Annotated in this window: 14 protein-coding genes; 8 read left to right on the forward strand and 6 right to left on the reverse strand. The window is 62.0% G+C overall.

From position 1 onward, the window contains the following. Positions 1-119 precede the first annotated feature (119 nt). Together BN1123_RS13980 and puuR are read right to left on the reverse strand one after the other, a co-directional pair. Complete coding sequence (locus BN1123_RS13980) at positions 120-1397, reverse strand: NAD(P)/FAD-dependent oxidoreductase (protein WP_042027692.1); 1278 nt, start codon at positions 1395-1397, stop codon at positions 120-122. Between the two features lie 50 nt (positions 1398-1447). Then, complete coding sequence (gene puuR / locus BN1123_RS13985) at positions 1448-2005, reverse strand: HTH-type transcriptional regulator PuuR (protein ID WP_042027694.1); 558 nt, start codon at positions 2003-2005, stop codon at positions 1448-1450. A 354-nt stretch (positions 2006-2359) separates the two neighbouring features. Between puuR and BN1123_RS13990 the strand changes: the two genes are divergently transcribed. From BN1123_RS13990 to BN1123_RS14010, 5 genes are all read left to right on the forward strand, one after another. Further along, positions 2360-3823 (forward strand): NAD-dependent succinate-semialdehyde dehydrogenase, encoded by a 1464-nt coding sequence (locus BN1123_RS13990; protein ID WP_042027695.1) that lies wholly within the window; start codon positions 2360-2362, stop codon positions 3821-3823. Between the two features lie 204 nt (positions 3824-4027). Further along, positions 4028-5323, forward strand: a complete 1296-nt coding sequence (gene gabT, locus BN1123_RS13995) for a 4-aminobutyrate--2-oxoglutarate transaminase (protein WP_042027696.1) — start codon at positions 4028-4030, stop codon at positions 5321-5323. Between the two features lie 366 nt (positions 5324-5689). Continuing rightward, the gene (locus BN1123_RS14005; protein ID WP_026457272.1) at positions 5690-7039 is read left to right on the forward strand and encodes an APC family permease; all 1350 of its coding nucleotides are present in this window, start codon (positions 5690-5692) and stop codon (positions 7037-7039) included. Between the two features lie 631 nt (positions 7040-7670). Beyond that, the gene (locus BN1123_RS21705) at positions 7671-7811 is read left to right on the forward strand and encodes a hypothetical protein (RefSeq protein ID WP_197064518.1); all 141 of its coding nucleotides are present in this window, start codon (positions 7671-7673) and stop codon (positions 7809-7811) included. Next, the gene (locus BN1123_RS14010) at positions 7811-9160 is read left to right on the forward strand and encodes an APC family permease (protein ID WP_042027699.1); all 1350 of its coding nucleotides are present in this window, start codon (positions 7811-7813) and stop codon (positions 9158-9160) included. Before BN1123_RS21705 ends, BN1123_RS14010 begins: the two co-directional genes overlap by 1 nt. A 91-nt stretch (positions 9161-9251) precedes the next feature. Here BN1123_RS14010 and BN1123_RS14015 read toward each other — a convergent pair whose 3' ends face one another. Together BN1123_RS14015 and BN1123_RS14020 are read right to left on the reverse strand one after the other, a co-directional pair. Then, positions 9252-9821: a hypothetical protein gene (locus tag BN1123_RS14015; protein WP_042027701.1), complete on the reverse strand. Its 570-nt coding sequence runs from the start codon at positions 9819-9821 to the stop codon at positions 9252-9254. Between the two features lie 209 nt (positions 9822-10030). Further along, a complete protein-coding gene (locus BN1123_RS14020) occupies positions 10031-10363 on the reverse strand; it encodes a hypothetical protein (RefSeq protein WP_042027703.1) in 333 nt (110 codons plus the stop codon). A gap of 290 nt (positions 10364-10653) precedes the next feature. Here BN1123_RS14020 and BN1123_RS14025 point away from each other — a divergent pair, with 290 nt between their 5' ends. Both BN1123_RS14025 and BN1123_RS14030 read left to right on the forward strand, forming a co-directional pair. Beyond that, positions 10654-11802 (forward strand): sodium:phosphate symporter, encoded by a 1149-nt coding sequence (locus tag BN1123_RS14025; RefSeq protein WP_042027705.1) that lies wholly within the window; start codon positions 10654-10656, stop codon positions 11800-11802. Between the two features lie 142 nt (positions 11803-11944). Then, positions 11945-12415 carry a BamJ family beta-barrel-assembly machinery protein gene (locus BN1123_RS14030; RefSeq protein ID WP_042027707.1) on the forward strand — a complete coding sequence of 157 codons (471 nt, stop codon included), beginning with the start codon at positions 11945-11947 and terminating at the stop codon, positions 12413-12415. Positions 12416-12613: 198 nt separating this feature from the next. Here the strand turns inward: BN1123_RS14030 and BN1123_RS14035 are convergent, their stop codons facing one another. Together BN1123_RS14035 and rdgC are read right to left on the reverse strand one after the other, a co-directional pair. Further along, positions 12614-14395 (reverse strand): gamma-glutamyltransferase family protein, encoded by a 1782-nt coding sequence (locus BN1123_RS14035; protein WP_042027709.1) that lies wholly within the window; start codon positions 14393-14395, stop codon positions 12614-12616. Positions 14396-14567: 172 nt separating this feature from the next. Next, complete coding sequence (rdgC, locus tag BN1123_RS14040; protein ID WP_026456883.1) at positions 14568-15479, reverse strand: recombination-associated protein RdgC; 912 nt, start codon at positions 15477-15479, stop codon at positions 14568-14570. Between the two features lie 179 nt (positions 15480-15658). Here rdgC and BN1123_RS14045 point away from each other — a divergent pair, with 179 nt between their 5' ends. Further along, a complete protein-coding gene (locus BN1123_RS14045; protein ID WP_026456882.1) occupies positions 15659-16087 on the forward strand; it encodes a GNAT family N-acetyltransferase in 429 nt (142 codons plus the stop codon). Positions 16088-16147 lie beyond the last annotated feature (60 nt).

Genomic DNA, 16147 nt, shown 5'->3' on the forward strand with positions numbered 1-16147 from the left:
ACCGAGTGTGAGAGGCTGGTTTTATGGGGAACAAACAATGAGGGAGGCATGATGCCTCCCTCGGGTGATTCCGGGCTGACGATAGAGCCTTGCCCTTGCATCGCCTCCCGCTGGGCCGCTTACACTCCCAGGCGATCGCGCAGGGTGTACCAGGCAGCGCCGGCGGCGGTGAAGGGAATGCGGAACATGCGGCCCCCCGGGAAGGGGTAGTGGGGCAGTTTGGCAAACGCATCGAAGCGCTCCGCCTGACCGCTCAACACCTCGGAGAGCAGCTTGCCCGCCAGATGGGTACAGGTGACGCCGTGGCCGCTGTAGCCCTGCATGTAGTAGATGTTGGGGCCGATACGACCAAACTGCGGCAGGCGCGACAGGGTCAGCAGGAAGTTGCCGGTCCAGGTGTACTCCACCTTGACGTCGGCAAGCTGGGGGAAGGTTTTGCGCATCTTGGGGATGATCAGCCGCTCGATATCCGCCGGATCCCGCGCCCCGTAAACCACACCGCCGCCATAGATGAGCCGGTGATCGGCGCTGGTGCGGTAGTAGTCGAGCAGGTAGTTGCAGTCTTCCACGCAGTAGTTTTGCGGCAGCAGTGAACGGGCCCGCTCCTCCCCCAGCACTTCGGTGGTGATCACTTGGGTGCCACAGGGCATGCTCTTGCCGGCGAGCTCGGGCACCAGGTTGCCGAGATAGGCGTTGCCGGCCACCATCACGAAACGCGCCTTGACCGCCCCCTTGGCGGTCTTCACCAGCGCAGGCTGGCCCGGCGTGATGCTGGTGACGGCGGATTGTTCGAAAATAAGCCCCCCCTGCATGCGGATCGCCTCCGCCTCCCCCAGCGCCAGGTTGAGGGGGTGGATATGGCCGCCGCTCTTGTCGAGCAGGGCGCCGACGTAGCGATCGCTCGCCACCACTTCACGCACCCCCTTGGCATCGAGCAGCTCCAGCTTGTCATTGCCCCACTTCTGCCAGCGGGCCTGCTGGGCCTTGAGTTCGTGCAGCTGCTTCTCGGTCTCGGCGGCGAACACTCCCCCTTCCTGCAGATCGCACTGGATGTTGTAGCGCTTGATGCGATCGCGGATGATCTGGCCCCCTTCAAACAACATGGAACCGAGCAGCCTGGCCTGATCCGGCGGGCAGTTCGCTTCTATGGTGTCGATGTCACGGCTGTAGGAGTTGACGATCTGGCCGCCGTTGCGACCGCTGGCGCCAAAGCCGACCCGGGCCGCCTCCAGCACCACCACCTTGTATCCCTTCTCCACCAGGTGGAGCGCACTGGAGAGGCCGGTATAACCCGCCCCGATGACGCAGACATCGCACTCCAGTTGCTCGGTCAGAGTGGCAAAAGGCGCATGTTGATTGGCGCTGGCTGCGTAGTAACTGTTTACATGCTCGGTCATGATCCCTGTTTCCTTACCGGTTCTTTTCCCTAGCGAGGCATCGCCTGTCACTAGAAATTTGCCGGGGTATGCGCGCTGACGATGCGGCATGTCTGCCCCGACGGATTGCTGAAGCTGTGGGGCTCGCCCGTGTCGATCACATAGCTGTCGCCCGCTTCCAGCTGATAACTCTGTCCTGCCACCGTCAGGGTCACCGACCCCTCCAGCACCGTGCCGACCTCCTCCCCCTGGTGCTTGACCTGGCCACCGGTGTCGGTGCCGGGGGGATAGGTCTCCAGCATGAAGCCGAGCTGGCGGCGGTTGTTGCCGTTGTGCACCAGCTTCATGGAGACCCCCTGGCTGCCCAGCTCGATCAGCTGCTCGGCCTTGATCACCACGCCCGGCACGCTCTGCTCCTCTTCGGCGAAAAAGCGCGACAGTGGCAGGCCGTAGACGGTGAGCAGCTTTTGCAGGGAGGCCACCGACGGGCTCACCTTGTCCTGCTCTATCATGCAGATGGCGCCGTGGGTCAGGCCGCTCAGCTCGGCGGCTCGCCGCTGGGAGAGCCCCAGCTGATGGCGCACCGCCGCCAGCCGCTCCCCCATGCTCTGGTATGGCAACCCGCTCATGGCAGTCCCCGGGTATCTTCGCTCTTGCCTCTTTGGTACATGATCAACCTCCCTGTCGCCGCTGGTTAAAATAGCGGACCAATCATCCCCCCGGCTGTTTGCTATGTTACACAGCGCGAGCGTTCATTATTTTGCACACCCTTGATACCATCCTGTGGCACCATATGGGATATACCGTGCGTCACAGCCCATTTTCTAGCATGCCAAACACCAACAATTCAAATATATTTAACACTTGAAAAACATTTCGGCTCACTTTATGTTCTCCCTGTGCTTATTATTTTATACGGCAGCACCACAGGGAGGGTCGGGTAACCGGCCCCCTGCTGCCCGGATCCACACTCGAGGCTTCCCATGTCAGGAACTACACCCAACAGCAGCTTGATCAAATCCCGCGCCTATATAGATGGTCACTGGTGCGATGCCGCCAGCGGCCGCACCTTCGAGGTCACCAATCCGGCCAGCGGTGCCGTGATTACCCAGGTGCCCGACATGAATGCCGAGGATACCCGCCGCGCCATCGACGCCGCCAAGGCCGCCCAACCGGCCTGGGCCGCCCTGACCGCCAAGGAGCGCAGCAACAAACTTTACGCCTGGTTTGCCGCCATCACTGCCCACACCGACGAGCTGGCCCGCATCATGACCTGCGAGCAGGGCAAGCCGCTGGCCGAAGCCAAGGGGGAAGTGGCCTACGGCGCCAGCTTCATCCAGTGGTTCAGTGAGGAGGGCAAACGCGCCTACGGCCGCACCATCCCGGGTTTTAGCGGCGATCGCCGTCTGGCCACCATCAAGCAGCCAGTGGGGGTGGTTGCCGCCATCACCCCGTGGAACTTCCCCATCGCCATGATCACCCGCAAGGCGGGTCCGGCGCTGGCCGCCGGTTGCACCATCGTCATCAAGCCTGCCGCCGAGACCCCCCTGTGCGCCCTCGCCCTGGCGGCACTGGCCGAAGAGGCGGGCATCCCGGCCGGCGTCATCAACATCATCACCTCCCATCAGGCGGCAGCGGTGGGTGACGAGCTGTGCCAGAACCCTGTGGTACGCAAGCTCTCGTTCACCGGCTCGACCCGCATCGGCAAGCTCTTGATGCGCCAGTGCGCCGACACCATGAAGCGGGTGTCGCTGGAACTTGGCGGCAACGCCCCCTTCATCGTCTTTGACGACGCAGATCTCGATGCCGCCGTAGCAGGGGCGCTGGCCTCCAAATACCGCAATGCGGGCCAGACCTGCGTCTGCGCCAACCGCATCCTGGTGCAATCGAGCGTCTACGACGCCTTCACCGAGAAGCTGACCGCCGCCGTCAAAGCCTTCAAGGTGGGGGATGGCATGAGCGAGGGCACCCAGATTGGCCCCCTCATCAACCCCGCCGCCGCCAGCAAGGTGGCCGAACTGGTCAACCAGGCCCGGGACGCCGGTGCCAGGGTGCTGCTGGGGGGGGAAGCCCACCCCGCCGGCCCGCTCTTCTATCAGCCCACCATCCTCGGCGAGGTGAAGAGGGACAACCCCATCCTGCAGGAGGAGATCTTCGGCCCGGTGGCACCGCTGGTGCGCTTTGACAGCGAAGAGCAGGCCATTGCGCTGGCCAACGACACCCCCTATGGCCTGGCCGCCTACTTCTATGGCCGCGACATCGCCCGGGTGTGGCGAGTTGCCGAGCGGCTCGAATACGGCATGGTGGGCATCAACGAGGGGATCATCTCCACCGAACTGGCCCCCTTTGGCGGCATCAAGGAGTCGGGTCTGGGCCGCGAAGGGGCGGCCGAGGGGCTGGAGGAGTACCTCGAGACCAAATACCTCTGCTTTGGCGCCATCCGCTAGACAGGATAACGATCACCCCACTGACCTTCCCTTCACAAGGGAAGGAGCAAACCCAGCCCTCCCCCCCATGGGAAGGGCATGGGCGGGGTCTGGCCAGCCTGCCAAGGCTTGCCACCACACTATTCAAGGACGAAGTGAGCGCTCCCGCCCGGGAGCCTCGCCAACACTCAAGAGAGGGGGCAAACGCCCCCGCAGGGAGGAAAAATGAGTCATTCAGACAACCAGTCAAACCAGGCCTGGCAGGCCCGCCGTGAAGCCGCCGTGGTGAACGGCGTCGGTACCCTGCTACCGGTCTTTATCGACAAGGCGCAGAATGCCGAGCTGTGGGACATCGAGGGCAACCGCTACATCGATTTCGCCTCCGGCATCGCCGTGCTCAACACCGGCCACAACCACCCGAAAGTGGTGGCGGCGGTGCAGGCCCAACTGGAGAAATTCAGCCACACCTGCTTCCAGGTCACCCCCTACCCCGGCTATATCGAGCTGGCGGAAAAGTTGAATGCCCTGGTGCCCGGCTCCACATCGAAGCGCACCCTGTTTCTCTCTACCGGCGCCGAGGCGGTGGAGAACGCCATCAAGATCGCACGCGCCCACACCGGCCGCAGCGGTACCATCGCCTTCAAGGGGGGCTTTCACGGCCGCACCATGATGGGCATGGCTCTGACCGGCAAGGTGGTTCCCTACAAGACCGGCTTCGGCCCCTTCCCGGGCGAGGTCTACCACATCCCCTTCCCCGCCGACTATCTGGGGGTGAGTGAAGAGGATGCCCTGCAGGCCCTCGACCTCTGCTTCAGCGCCGACATCGAACCGAACCGGGTGGCCGCCATCATCCTCGAACCGGTTCAGGGTGAAGGTGGCTTCTATCCCGCCTCCCCCCGCTTCATGCAGAGCCTGCGCCGCATCTGCGATCAGCACGGCATCCTGCTGATCTGCGACGAGATCCAGAGCGGTTTCTGCCGCACCGGCAAGACCTTCGCCACCGAGTATGCCGGCATCGAGCCGGACATCATGACCCTGGCCAAGAGCCTGGCCGGCGGCTTCCCCCTCTCCGCCGTGGTAGGCAAGGCCGACATCATGAACTCGGCCAAGCCGGGTGGCCTGGGCGGCACCTATGCCGGCTCCCCCATCGCCTGCGCCGCCGCCCTGGCGGTCCTGGAGGTGATCGAAGAGGAGCAGCTCAACCAGAAGGCGCAGGCCCAGGGCGAGCAGATCAAGGCAGGACTGCAACGCATAGCCGAGCGTTTTGACTGCATAGGTCAAATTCGCGGCCCCGGCGCCATGGTGGCCATGGAGCTGGTGAAGCAGCGCGATGCCGCCCAGCCGGATCCCGACCTCACCAAGCGTCTGGTGACCGAGGCGGGCAGGCGCGGTCTGGTCCTGTTGTCATGCGGTGTGCGCGCAAATGTCATCCGTTTTCTCGCCCCCCTGACCGCCCCTGCGTCCGTGATTGACGAAGGGCTGCAAATCCTTGAAAAGTCACTGGAGGCCGTGCTGGACTGACCAGCATGAAAGTGACCGCTCACCAGTGCAAATAAATGCAATTTTGCCCCTTTTATCGCTTGTCAAGGGGGCCCTGCAAATGCACAATGCGCGGCCACTGAAAGTACCGGTGCAGCCCAGCGGCATCGGTACTTTTTTCACAGTGAACAAATCCATAAACGAGGCCGGATCACCCCCGGAAAAGATAGCGAGATTGGCAGCAATCTCCCGACACCAAGTCTTAGTGAGGAACAACATGGGGCATGTCAATGCTTTCCTGCCGGCCCTGGCCGGTGCGCGCCACCCTGGCGCCCTTGATCCCCGGGCCACTCTCCCGGTTTCGTTGATGGACCGTGCCACCCCGGCACTGCGTGAGGAACAGGCATGATGACAACCCCGGCGGTTGGTCTGAAAAAGACCCTGAAACTCTGGCAGGTCGTGGTCATGGGCCTGGCTTACCTCACTCCCATGGCAGTGTTCGACACCTTCGGCATCGTCACCGAGATCACCGACGGCCATGTGCCGACGGCCTATCTGTTTGCCCTGATGGGCATGCTGTTCACCGCCCTGAGCTATGGCCATCTGGTACGCAAGTTCCCGTCGGCCGGTTCTGCCTATACCTATGCCCAGAAGGTGTTTCACCCCTATGTGGGCTTCATGGTGGGCTGGACCTCCCTGCTCGACTACATGTTCATGCCGATGATCAACATGCTGCTGGCCAAGATCTATCTGGAGGCCCTGTTCCCGAACGTGGAGCCCTGGACCTACATCTTTGGTCTGGCCGCCGTGATGACGGCCCTCAACCTGCGCGGCATCAAGCTGGTGGCCAACTTCAACAGCCTGATCGTCATGATGCAGTTCAGCATCATCGCCGTCTTCATCGGCCTCATCGCCTGGGGCGTCTACAACGGTGAAGGGTTGGGAACCGTGGCCAGCAGCCGTCCCTTCTTCTCCGAGCAGATGCACATCAACCCCCTGCTGACCGGCGCCTCCATCCTGTGTCTGTCGTTCCTGGGTTTTGATGCCATCAGCACCCTGTCGGAAGAGACCCCGGACGCGGATCGGGTGATCCCCCGCGCCATCGTGCTGACCGCGCTGATCGGCGGCGTGCTGTTCGTCACCACCTCCTACTTCCTGCAGCTGTTCTTCCCGGACATCTCCCGCTTCCAGCAACCGGATGCGGTCCTGCCCGAGATTGCCCTCTACGTGGGTGGCAAGCTGTTCCAGGCGGTGGTGCTGGTGTGCACGACAGTGGCAGTGCTGGCCTCGGGGCTGGCCTCCCACGCCGGCGTGTCGCGCCTGCTCTACGTGATGGGTCGGGATCGCGCCCTGCCTGCGCGCTTCTTCTCCTATATCCATCCGAAGTGGCAGACCCCGGCGCTCAACGTGCTGCTGGTGGGCACCCTGGCCCTCTCCGCCGTGTCGTTTGATCTGGAGATCGCCCTGGCCCTGATCAACTTCGGCGCCCTGGTGGCCTTCACCTTCGTCAACCTGGCGGTCATTGCCCACTTCTATGTGAAGCTCGGTCGCAACAAGACCCTGAAGGATCACCTGCTGTTCCTGGTGATGCCCCTGTGCGGCGCCGCCTGCATCGGGGTACTGTGGCTCAACCTCGAGCCCTCCTCCTTCGAGCTGGGGCTGATCTGGGCGGCGCTCGGTGCCCTCTACCTGTTCCTGCGTCTGGTGGTGTTCCGCATTCCGCTGCACACCGCCGACAAGGTCGAGGTGGCCCAGTAAGTCTGTGCGAGCATGAATGTACTGAATCAAAAGGAGCCTTTAGGCTCCTTTTTTCATGCCTGATTGAAAGCCTGATAAAAAATCCCTTTGTACTCAATTCCCTGGCTTGCCCCTCTTGCCCCCACCACCCATGACCAGAAACGGTGTTCACCCGGATAAAGTGACCATTTATTCGCGCCTCTCTCCTCCCTTGTGCCGGTCGCCAGAGCGGGGGCCATGCACCAGACAGGCCCCCTGCCAACAAACCGGAAGAGGCCACCCGGCCCGGGCGCCTCTTCCTGTGTCAATGCGCCCTGCAGCGGCGAAATGGCGAGATTCCGTACTGGATGAGAGCGAGGTTCCCTCATCCAACGTGACCTGAAAAACGGGGAGAAAGGCTGCATGATGGCAACAGGGGGAGAGTGATCGCTTACCTGTCAAAGCAGAGTGCAAAAAAATGCGATCCGGCGCCCATTATTGCTTGTCACGGGGGGGCCACGAATGCAAAATACGCGGCCAATTGAAGAACCGATGTTCCTTGCAACATCGGTTCTTTCTTTTGGGCAGAACACCAAACCAACCACAGAGGCCGGAAACCTTCCGGAAGTGATACCGAGATTGCCAACAATCTCCCGACGTTAAGAGGAAAAAAATGGGGCGTTTCAATGCTTTCCTGCCGGCCAACACCGGTATGCGCCTCCCCGGCGCCCTTGATGTACAGGTCTGCGAATTTTTCGTCTCCCTGTGCGCGTTGCAAGCATGTGCTCCGGCACTGATTGAGGAGAAAGCGTAATGGCATCTCAAGGCGCCAAGCTGCTCAAGACCCTGACCCTGACTCAGGTTATCGTAATGGGTCTCGCCTATCTGACCCCCATGGCCGTATTCGACACCTTCGCCATCGTCGGTGACATCACCGAAGGCCGGGTCGCCACCGCCTACCTGCTGGCGCTGGGCGGCATCCTGCTGACCGCCCTCAGCTATGGCCACCTGGTGCGCAAATTCCCCTCCGCGGGCTCTGCCTATACCTATGCCCAGAAGGTGTTCAACCCCTACGTCGGTTTCATGGTCGGTTGGTCATCCCTGCTCGACTACATGTTCATGCCGATGATCAACATCCTGCTGGCCAAGATCTACCTGACCGCCATGTTCCCGGGTGTCGATCCCTGGATCTTCATCTTCGGCCTGGTGACCGTGATGACCTTCCTCAACCTGCGCGGTATCAACCTGGTGGCCAACTTCAACGGCGCCATCGTCTTTATCCAGCTCGCCATCATCGTCGTCTTCATTGGCCTGATGGGCTGGGGCCTCTACCATGGAGAGGGTGCCGCCACCCTGATGAGCAGCCGGCCGTTCCACTTCGAGAGCGCCAGCATGGTGCCACTCTTTACCGGTGCGACCATCCTCTGCTTCTCTTTCCTCGGTTTCGACGGCCTCAGTTCCCTCAGTGAAGAGACCCCGAACGCCGGCAAGGTGATCCCCAAGGCGATCGTGCTGACCGCCCTCATCGGTGGCGTCATCTTCGTGGTGGTCTCCTACTGCCTGCAGCTCTATTTCCCGGATCTGGCCCGCTTCAAGGAGCCGGACGCCGTGCTGCCCGAGATCGCTCTCTACGTGGGCGGCACCCTGTTCCAGAGCATCGTACTGGTGTGCACCACGGTCGCCGTACTGGCCTCCGGCATGGCGGCCCACGCCGGTGTCTCCCGCATCCTCTACGTGATGGGCCGCGATCGCATGATCCCGGAGCGGGTGTTTGGTTACATTCACCCCAAATACCGCACCCCGGCCATCAACGTGCTACTGGTGGGCGCCCTGGCCCTCTCCGCGGTGTCGTTCGATCTGGACATGGCGCTGGCGCTGGTGAACTTCGGTGCCCTGGTGGCCTTCACCTTCGTCAACCTGTCGGTCATCGGCCAATTCTGGGTCCGCGAAAAGCGCAACAAGAGCCTGAAAGATCACCTGATCTACCTGCTGCTGCCGCTGCTTGGCGCCGCCACCATCGGCGCCCTGTGGATCAACCTGGAGCAGAGCTCCCTGGAGCTGGGTCTGATCTGGGCTGGCCTCGGCGTCACCTACCTGTTCCTGCGTCTGGCGGTGTTCCGCATCCCGTTCCGCCAGTACGAAGAGGCGACCGACGCTCAATAATGGCGCGGATACCGGATAGCAAAAGGGGAGCGACTGGCTCCCCTTTTTAATGCGCTGGCCTGGGTGACGGCGCTCCCCGGCCTCTTATCCGTCAGTATGTTCCCGTGTGGCGCAGCACTGCCTTGCCCGCCGCCTTGAGCGGATCATCCACCACGTTATCGACCCGATCCTTGGCGTTGCGTGCCTTGTGGTAGGCCTCATCCACCCCGGTCGCCTCGGCCGCCTTGCGCTTGGCGTAATCCCCCGGGTTCTCTACCGCATTCTCGACCCGTTGTTTGGTGTTGCGTGCCCTGTTGTAGGCTTCATCGACCCCGGCCGCCTCGGCCGCCTTGCGCTTGGCGTAATCCCCCGGGTTCTCTACCGCATTCTCGACCCGCTGCTTGGTGTTGCGCGCCTTGTTGTAGGCTTCATCGACCCCGGTCGCCTCGGCCGCCTTGCGCTTGGCGTAATCCCCCGGGTTCTCTACCGCATTCTCGACCCGCTGCTTGGTGCTGGCCGCCGAGCAGCGGCTGTTGACGCCGGTCGCGCTGTTGACCGCGGAACCTATCGCCACATCCTTGGCGCTGCAACCGGAGGAAAGAAGATTGGCCTGGGACGGCAGGGAGGCCAGCGCCAGAGGCAGGAGGAGAAGGGACCAATGTTTTATGACAGAGTGCTTCATGACAGACTCACCATTGCTAATAACATGACGCAGCAGTGTACCCTCCCAGGCCCGGCCTTGGCACCGGATAGCTCCTTTATGCTCTTTAGGCTCCTCTGAGCCCGCTTTCTCCGTCAGTTTTTAACGCGCCGATGACCTGCCAAACAAAAAGGGAGCCATTGGCTCCCTTTCTTGCGCTACACGGCATACCGCTGGCGACTCCCAGCCACTTAGCCCTTGTTGACCACGGCGGTGGCGGCCGACTTGACCGGATCCTTCACCACCTTCTTCACGTCCTTGCTGGTCTGCTTGATATCGTCGCGCGTCTCCTTGAGGCCATCTGTCTTGTTGTCGATCGTCTCGGCGGTGTTCTTCTTCACCTCTTTCACTTCTTTCTTGGCGTCCTTGGTCTTCTGCTCCACCAGCTTGTCGGTATCACAGCGTCCCTTGACCCCCAGGGTCGCGTTGAGGGCTTCGTTTTTGGCCGCTTTTTCGAGATTGCACTCGGCCTGCACGCCGGCAGACAGCAACCCCAGGGAAACAAACAGTATCCATGCACGCATGACAGCACCACTCTCTTTGATGGAAGAAACAGCAGCCAGCATATAACGCTGGTGGCCAAGCACAAGCACGAATACGAACGGAGCCCTTCATCATCAGGCCCAGGAAGAGGAGCCGACAGTTTCTGACCGATTTCGCCAAAAAAGATCTCCCCGGGCGGTCAACCAGCGCACGGGGTCATGTCATCAAACCATCATAAAAGTGTCACTTTGTCATATTTCTGTCATGGAGCCTTGCTTAAATGCGCCTGTCATCAACTACCCAAGACGGAACGACCGTCCCAAGAGGCTTTATGCAACACAATGACTCCTTGCCGCAGCAGACCGCGACCCGCGCCCTGTTCAACTGGATGAGTGTTATCGTACTGGTCTATCTGATCCTGGTCGCCGTCGGCGCCGTTTCTCATGGTTTCAAAGGCTTCTCCGGCGGTGCCGAGGGTGCCGCCCAGATCTTCGCGTTTGCCAACAACCCCTTCGTCGCCCTGCTGCTCGGCATTCTGGCCACTGCCCTGGTGCAATCCTCCAGCACAGTGACCTCCGTCATCGTCGGCCTGGTGGCCGGCGGCCTGCCCATCAGCATGGCCATTCCCATGGTCATGGGCGCCAACCTCGGCACCACCATCACCAACACCATCGTCTCCCTGGGTCATATCCGGGATCGGGCGGAGTTTCGCCGCGCCTTCGCCGCCGCCACCGTCCATGACTTCTTCAATCTCATGGCCGTGGCCATCTTCCTGCCCCTGGAGCTGATGTTCGGCCTGTTGCAAAAGAGCGCCGAGACCCTGGCCACCTTCTTCACCGGTTCCGCCGACATGTCGATGAAGGGGATGGATTTCATGAAGCCGCTGACCGCCCCGGCCCAGCAGCTGATCGACAGCGCCGTCGCCTTCCTGCCGGGCAAGGGTGCCTCCATCGCCACCATCATCATCGGTATCCTGCTGATCCTGGGCTGCGTGACCTATCTGGGCAAGGTATTGCAACAGGTGCTGGTCGGCCGCGCCAAAGAGGTGCTGCACAAGGCGCTGGGCCGTGGCCCCATGAGCGGCATCGCCTCCGGTGCCCTGGTGACCATCATGGTGCAGTCCTCCTCCACCACCACCAGCCTGATGATCCCGCTGGCCGGCGGCGGCGTGTTCAGCACCCGTCAGCTCTATCCCTTCACCCTGGGCGCCAATATCGGTACCACCATCACGGCCCTGCTGGCTGCCACTGCCATCAGCGGCGCCGGTGCCCAGCTGGCCCTGACCATCGCCCTGGTTCACGTGCTGTTCAATGTCTTCGCCGTCATCTTCATCTACGGCATCCCGGCCCTGCGCGACCTGCCGGTGCGCGCCGCCGAGTGGCTGGCCCGGGTTGGCAGCGAGAACAAGCTGCTGGCTCTGGGTTACGTGGCAGGTCTCTTCTTCGCCCTGCCCGCCCTGATGATGGTGGCCGCCAAGTAACGCTCATCATGAAGACGAGGGGGAGGAGCCTGGCTCCTCCCCCTTCTCATTTGCCTGTTCTGTCACATCCTGCCCCGCCCCGACTCGCCCTGACGCCCCGGCTGGGATAAGATGCCGCTCTCGTTCTCACAAGGGAAAATCGATGAAATTCGTCCTGATCGCGCTGCTGGTTGCCGGTGTCGCCTACTACTTCTACACCAGCAGCAACAACAAGAAGCTGGCCGCGGAAAACGTGCGCATCGGCGCCGAGTTCCTGGCCGGCAACAAGGAAAACCCGCTGGTGACCACCACCGCCTCCGGCCTGCAGTATGAGGTGCTCACCAAGGGCAGCGGCACGGTTCACCCCACCGCCACCAGCAAGGTGAAGGTGCACTACGAGGGCAAACTGCTGGATGGCACCGTATTTGACAGCTCGGTAGCTCGTGGCGAGCCCATCGAATTTGGCCTCAACCAGGTGATCCCGGGCTGGACCGAAGGGGTACAGCTGATGGTGGAAGGTGAGAAGACCCGCTTCTACATTCCCGCCAACCTGGCCTATGGCGATCGCGCGGCTGGCAAGATCCCGCCCGGCTCGGTACTCATTTTCGACGTGGAGCTGCTAGGCATCCAGTGACGCCTCTTCCGGGACCGATAACAAGCTGGCCCGTAGCAATCACATCACCGGCAAAATCCCGCTGAGCAATTCTGTCCTGATCTTCGACGTGGAGCTGCCAGGCATCCAGTAACGCATTCTTCGAGCCCGTCACGCACCAACAACAAGGCCAGCATCATGCTGGCCTTGTTGTGATGGAACGGTTGCGATGGGAACACCTCACTCCCCCTTGGCGATCCCCTCGCGGCGCGGATCGGCGGCGCCAAACCATCCCTCTTTGTTGCGCTCTACCCCCTGCAGGCCAGAAGTCTGCTCATTGAGCACCACCTCGTGCCCCCTCGCCTTCAGCCCCTCGACCACGGCATCCGGGGTGCGCCCCGCTTCCAGCTCGGTAGGACCGTTGCGACTGCCGAAGTTGGGCAGATTGATCGCCTGCTGCAAATTGAGCCCCCAATCCTGGGTCCCCAGCAGCGTCTTGCCCACGTAGTTGATGATGGCCGAACCACCCGGGGAGCCCAGGCTCATCTCCAGCTCGCCGCTTGCCTTGTCAAACACCAGCAGGGGCGACATGGAGGAGCGCGGCCGCTTGCCGGGCTCCACCCGGTTGGCCACCGGCAGGCCGGCAGCATCCACCGAGGTGAAGGAGAAGTCGGTGAGCTGGTTGTTGAGCAGATAGCCGTTGACCATCTGGCGCGAGCCGAAGCCATCCTCGATGGAACTGGTCATAGAGATCGCCATGCCGCTCGGGTCGACGATGGAGATGTGGCTGGTCGACGGCAGCTCGGGGGTGGCATCGCGGCCCATGGCCAGCGCCTGCGGCGGCGTGCCCGGTTGAGCTATCCCCATGGAGCGCTCGCCGATAAGCCGCCCGCGCTCGGCCAGATAGCCTTTATCGAGCAGGCCGGCCAGCGGTACCGATACGAAACGACTGTCGGCCACATACCGGTTGCGATCGGCGAAGGCGAGGCGCGCTGCCTCGCTGTAGAGATGGATGGCGTCAGCCGAGGCGGCAAGCTCCCCTGCCGGGGTGGTGACGGGTTTGAGGGCCGCCATATTGCGACTCTCCAGCATGCCGAAGATCTGGCCAAGCGCGATGGTACCCGACGAGGGGGTCGGGAAGCCGCACACCTTGCTCTGGCGATAGTCAAAGCAGAGGCCGTCACTCACCCGGGCCCGGTAGCTGGCCAGATCGGCGGCGCTGAGCACTCCGGGATTGGTGGCATGACCGCGCACCTTGGCCACCATGGCATCGGCCAGCGGCCCCTGATAGAAGGCATCAGCCCCCTGATCTGCCAGTGTTTTCAGTACCTTGGCCAGCGCCGGGTTGGTCAGCCGTGTACCCGCTGGCTTGGGGCTGCCATCAGGCTGGTAGAAGTAGGCGCGCGCCTGTGGGTCTTTGGCGAGATAGGGATCTTTTGCCAGCTGGGTGACCAGGCGCGGGCTTATCACAAACCCCTGCTCCGCCAGGGTGATGGCCGGCGTGAACAGACTTGCCCAGGGCAGCTTGCCATAACGCTCGTGGGCCAGCGCCAGGGCACGCACAGTGCCGGGCGCTCCGACTGAGCGGCCGCCCACCACGCCATCGTAGAAGGCCATCGGCTGGCCATCTTTCATGAACAGCTGATCCGTGGCCGCAGCGGGGGCCGTCTCCCGGCCATCCACCGCGCTGACCTGGCTCCCATCCCACACCAGCAGCAGGGAGCCGCCACCGATGCCGGAGGATTGCGGCTCCACCAGGGTTAATACCAGTTGCACCGCGATGGCAGCATCCACGGCGCTGCCACCCGCCTTGATGATCTGGTAGCCCGCATCCACCGCCAGCGGGTTGGCGGCAGCCACCATGAAGTCACGGCCCTGCCAACCCTGTTTCTCCTGCCAGCCGCTGGCCGCCTCCGGAGCGATCAGGGTCTGGGGTGGCGCAGCATAGTGAAAGCCCGGTTCGCTGGCACAGCCGGCCAGCAGGGCAAGGGCGATGGCTAGCCCCAGGGGTTTGCGCAACATGACACTCTCCTTGTCTGTTTTATGACCATGAAGGACGACTATGTCACGATTGGCGCTGATGACTCAAGTTACCTAGCCAAATCAATATTTTACTCATTTATCAACAGATTGAGCCGACTCATGCGGCCATAAAAAAACCGCCCGCAGGCGGTTCTTGCTGACAAGGAGTGCATCAGATGGACTGCTCTTCCCCGCCCATGGCGGCAAACAGCGCCGGGATGAACTGGGCCAGCTCGGCGGTCACCAGGGCGAAATCGGCGTCCAGACGGGCTGCCGGATCCTCGCTGGTGATGTCGTCATTCTGCTCTCGCAGCTCTTCGCTGAACTTGAGGCGCTTGATGGAGAGATCGTCCCCCAGCACGAAGCTGATGGTCTCGCCCCAGTTGAGGGCCAGCTTGGTCACCAGCTTGTCGTTGGCCAGGTGGTTCTTGATCTCGTCGGTCATCAGATCCTGCTGCTTGCAGCGGATGATGCCGCCGTGCTCCATGGCGCTGCGCAGCTCGGCTTCGTCCTCCAGGGTGAAGGAGGCCGGCAGATTACCTTCGTTCAGCCACTCGGTCATGGTGATCTCGGGCGGGTTCTTCAGGGCCACCGGCACCACCGGCAGTGAACCAATAGACTTGCGCAAGAGAGCCAGCAGATCGTCCGCCTTCTTGGCGGAGCCCGCATCCACCACCATCAGGTTGTCGGCCGGGTTGATCCAGGCGAAGGTCTGGCTGGTGCGGCTGAAGGCGCGCGGCAGCAGGGTGTGGAGGATCTCCTCCTTGAGCGCTTCCTTCTCTTTCTTCTTGAGGGCACGCCCCTGCTCGAACTCGATCGCCTCTACCTTCTCCGCCAGCATCTCCTTGACCACGGTACCCGGCAGCATTTTCTCCTCCTTGCGGGCACAGATGAGGATGTGACCGGAGGCGCTGTGGGTCAGGGTGGAACCGAATTTGCCAAGAGGCTTGACCCACCCGAAACGGGACATATCCTGACTGCCGCACGGGGTAAAGGCGCAGGCCTCGAGCTGGGTCTCCAGCTGATCCACGGTCAGGTCAAAGGGGCGGGTAAAGCGATAAATCTGCAGGTTTTTAAACCACATGGCGTCCTCGGTCTCTAGATTGTCCGGCGGGCATTGTACTAGAGAGGCGCTTTGTGATCAGCCAATCATTCTCGCTAAATAAAGGACGATCGACGTCACAGGGAGTCATGTTCGCCCCCGACTCGATCGGCAAACTCCCCTAGACTGCGAATGTTTGAATTGTTAACAAGGATCAAAGCATGTTGCGGCCGAGTAGCCCGAAAGACATGGAAGAGATCGTCGAAATCTGGCTGCTGGCCTCCCTGCAGGCCCACGATTTCGTCGATGCCTCCTGCTGGTGGCAGGCCCAGGAGGAGTTGCGTTCCCGCTATCTGGATCGTGCCCGCATCTGGGTGTTTGAGGAGCGCGGTGACTTGCTTGGCTTTATCGCGCTGGTGGATGACTACCTGGCGGCCCTGTTCGTACGCCCCGATCGGCAAGGGCGCGGCGTGGGTCATGCCCTGTTGCAGGAGGCCAAACGCCAGGGGGCTTCGCTCTATGCCAGGGTGTTCGTGGAAAACGAGCCAGCGGTGCGCTTCTACCGCCGCCACGGCTTCATGATCGAGGGCGAGGAGTCCGATCCCTTTACCGGCCACCCGCAATACCGGATGCGCTGCATACCCGCCTGACGCCAAGCTGGTGCCCAGTTTCCCTTGAAAAAAGCGAGGGGGATCCTCATCTTGTCTCCA

It is taken from the genome of Aeromonas enteropelogenes, from assembly GCF_000819845.1.
GTDB lineage: Bacteria > Pseudomonadota > Gammaproteobacteria > Enterobacterales > Aeromonadaceae > Aeromonas > Aeromonas enteropelogenes.

What these genes read in the sequence shown, in the direction of transcription:
- BN1123_RS13980 (WP_042027692.1), bottom strand. Translation starts at nt 1,397, where the DNA reads ATGACCGAGCATGTAAACAGTTACTACGCAGCCAGCGCCAATCAACAT.
- puuR (WP_042027694.1), bottom strand. Translation starts at nt 2,005, where the DNA reads ATGAGCGGGTTGCCATACCAGAGCATGGGGGAGCGGCTGGCGGCGGTG.
- BN1123_RS13990 (WP_042027695.1), top strand. Translation starts at nt 2,360, where the DNA reads ATGTCAGGAACTACACCCAACAGCAGCTTGATCAAATCCCGCGCCTAT.
- gabT (WP_042027696.1), top strand. Translation starts at nt 4,028, where the DNA reads ATGAGTCATTCAGACAACCAGTCAAACCAGGCCTGGCAGGCCCGCCGT.
- BN1123_RS14005 (WP_026457272.1), top strand. Translation starts at nt 5,690, where the DNA reads ATGACAACCCCGGCGGTTGGTCTGAAAAAGACCCTGAAACTCTGGCAG.
- BN1123_RS21705 (WP_197064518.1), top strand. Translation starts at nt 7,671, where the DNA reads ATGGGGCGTTTCAATGCTTTCCTGCCGGCCAACACCGGTATGCGCCTC.
- BN1123_RS14010 (WP_042027699.1), top strand. Translation starts at nt 7,811, where the DNA reads ATGGCATCTCAAGGCGCCAAGCTGCTCAAGACCCTGACCCTGACTCAG.
- BN1123_RS14015 (WP_042027701.1), bottom strand. Translation starts at nt 9,821, where the DNA reads ATGAAGCACTCTGTCATAAAACATTGGTCCCTTCTCCTCCTGCCTCTG.
- BN1123_RS14020 (WP_042027703.1), bottom strand. Translation starts at nt 10,363, where the DNA reads ATGCGTGCATGGATACTGTTTGTTTCCCTGGGGTTGCTGTCTGCCGGC.
- BN1123_RS14025 (WP_042027705.1), top strand. Translation starts at nt 10,654, where the DNA reads ATGCAACACAATGACTCCTTGCCGCAGCAGACCGCGACCCGCGCCCTG.
- BN1123_RS14030 (WP_042027707.1), top strand. Translation starts at nt 11,945, where the DNA reads ATGAAATTCGTCCTGATCGCGCTGCTGGTTGCCGGTGTCGCCTACTAC.
- BN1123_RS14035 (WP_042027709.1), bottom strand. Translation starts at nt 14,395, where the DNA reads ATGTTGCGCAAACCCCTGGGGCTAGCCATCGCCCTTGCCCTGCTGGCC.
- rdgC (WP_026456883.1), bottom strand. Translation starts at nt 15,479, where the DNA reads ATGTGGTTTAAAAACCTGCAGATTTATCGCTTTACCCGCCCCTTTGAC.
- BN1123_RS14045 (WP_026456882.1), top strand. Translation starts at nt 15,659, where the DNA reads ATGTTGCGGCCGAGTAGCCCGAAAGACATGGAAGAGATCGTCGAAATC.